This window comes from Streptomyces sp. NPDC111802 (assembly GCF_055634335.1).
In genome coordinates this window covers 1-1,736 of the sequence record NZ_JBVKCZ010000205.1, presented here as the reverse complement: position 1 = coordinate 1,736, position 1,736 = coordinate 1, and the positions used below count along the sequence as shown (strand labels likewise).

Genomic DNA, 1,736 nt, shown 5'->3' with positions numbered 1-1,736 from the left:
CCGTGTGGAAGGTCGGCCCCGACTACGTCGACATCATCCAGACCATCCTGGACGCGGAGGAAACCGCGCTCACGGACACCTCGTCACGGCGCCGTAAGGCGCAGCACGCGCCCGTCGTCGAGCAGGAACCCACGGAGGCCGCCCTGGAGGCTGACGGGGACGCCATGCCTGAGGGCGTGCCCTTGCCGTCATCGACAGGGCAGGACGTCAGCGATGGTGATGGAGGCAGGGGTTGGGACTGGGAAATGCCGCCCAATGTGGTGGACGGCTGGCAGGCCGACCTCGCCCGGCATGAGGCCGTCCTCCAAGCCGCTCACGCAGGCCGATTCAATGAAGCCGCTCAACTGGCGGCCATCCTCGAGCGTGAGGACATCAACGCTCACGGGATCAACTCCACCCAGGCTCTTGCCTGGTTGGAGACCCGGGCCCAAGTGGCAGAACTGCGCGGGGACCCCGGACAGGGCGCGCAACTGCGCGCTACCGTCGCCCGCATGGGCACCGACGACGCCGAATGGTTTGAGAAGACACAGGACAGCACGTCACCGGCCTGGCACAGCGGCCCTCAGCCGCCAGTGCCGGCGCCGTCGGCTGACACCGAGCAACCGACGTCGGCGCGCCGCCGTACCCTGCCCTACGTTGCAGCTATCGCCGCCCTGTCCATCGCCGCTGTGGGCGTGTGGCAGCACGCCGAGAACGAACAGCAGCAACAGGAGCGCCAGCAGAAGGCCGCCGCATACAAGGGCCGGTCAGGGGCGGCACTCCGTGTCGACGGCGTCGACGCGGACCTGGTGGCGCAATGGAACGGCGATCGTGATCGCGTCATCGTCGAGCTCCGCTCGTACTTCGACCGCAACGCCCGGTACCTGCGGATCGACTCGTCTGGGCAGTCCGCCCAAAGCACCCTGGGGAACGACCGGTGGCCCAAGACTCCGGAGATCGCCCTGCCAGTCGAGGACCCTCTCGCCGACGTGACGGTCCGGATAGCTATCGGAGGAAGGAACTGGAAGGAAGGCGCCAGAGCAGAGTCCCGGACCGTGCGCCTGTCGCCGACGGGCATCGCGTACGACGCGGACTCAGGGGAGGAGCTCCCTTCCGACCTGTGACACCCACCCGCCGCGGCTGGTGGCCACACCCCCGAGGAGCCGTCCTCGCCGGACTCGCTTCCGTCGTCGACCGACCGCTGCCGGCTACCACACAGGTTTTCGGCGCAGCCGCCGTGCTTGCCCTGGTCACGGCCGCCGTTCTGCTGCTCTTGGTCGTCCGGCCCCGCCTGGGCGGCAGCGACCGCGTGAGCTTCCCGTACTCGGCAGGATGCCTGGACGACGCCACGATCCACGCCAGCATGCAGGGCGACACCCGGGCAGCCCGCATCCGGGTCCTGTCCGGACCCGCCGTAGCCAAGTTCACCCAGCTGCGCCGCGCAGTCGACTGCACCCTCGCGGCGCTGGCCCTCCTCGTTCTAGCCGCAATCAGCGCCGGGTAGCAGGAGCCTGGGCGGTCGCAGCATCCAGATAGGGCGCAGGACGACCACCCAGGGCGCTGGCAGTCTCCGTCACAAGGCGCCAGCACTTCCAGCATGCCTCTGCCTGGCAAAAGGCCGGGCACGGGCGATCACTCAGCAAGAGGCGCACCCCCACCAGAGCCTGGACAGCCCGGGGGTGCGCCTCTTCTTGATGCCCGCCCCACGGGGCGAGATCGGAGTCTCCATCATGCCTGCCCTGACCCTGTTACGGCAG

General features: G+C 69.0%; 1 protein-coding gene and 1 pseudogene. Both read left to right on the top strand.

All coding sequences use genetic code 11. The features are described from left to right. Positions 1-1,103 (top strand): annotated as a pseudogene (locus ACZ7NC_RS45480) (hypothetical protein); the annotation flags it as partial. Further along, the gene (locus ACZ7NC_RS45475; protein WP_471498331.1) at positions 1,100-1,483 is read left to right on the top strand and encodes a Pycsar system effector family protein; all 384 of its coding nucleotides are present in this window, start codon (positions 1,100-1,102) and stop codon (positions 1,481-1,483) included. The pseudogene ACZ7NC_RS45480 and the gene ACZ7NC_RS45475, both read left to right, overlap by 4 nt. The last annotated feature ends 253 nt before the right edge of the window (positions 1,484-1,736 follow it).